A 370-nucleotide genomic window follows, 5' to 3' on the forward strand; every position below is an offset into this window, starting at 1 on the left:
GCTTGATTTAGTCGGCCTGGGATGGCATCAGTTTTAAGTCCTAGGGAGGGGACTGCTCATGAGTGGAGGACGTCTTCAGATGAAATTAATATACGGATTGGAAGTTCTATTGGCAGAACGACTCGGTTATCAACTTATAGAAGTCGTAGTTCACCAGGTTTTATGTCGTTTGTTGGGATTATATATTATTCATAGCTTAGGTCGTGATAGTCAGTATATTCGTAGCTTCAGTATCATTGGTGCCCTATGGTTTTAACGGTTAATACGGGGTTGTTGATTTCGTCTATTATATATAGAATGCGTAGAGAGGGGAGAGCAATTATGATAAGGATTACAGCTGGTAGAATAGTTCAAATGGTTTCAACTTCTT

The 370-nt window shown here is 39.7% G+C and carries 1 pseudogene; it reads right to left on the minus strand.

The features are described from left to right. Positions 1-122: pseudogene (locus L9G74_RS23905) on the minus strand (cytochrome c oxidase subunit II); the annotation flags it as partial. Between the last annotated feature and the right edge of the window lie 248 nt (positions 123-370).

The organism is Shewanella electrica (genome assembly GCF_022321485.1).
Taxonomy (GTDB): domain Bacteria; phylum Pseudomonadota; class Gammaproteobacteria; order Enterobacterales; family Shewanellaceae; genus Shewanella; species Shewanella electrica.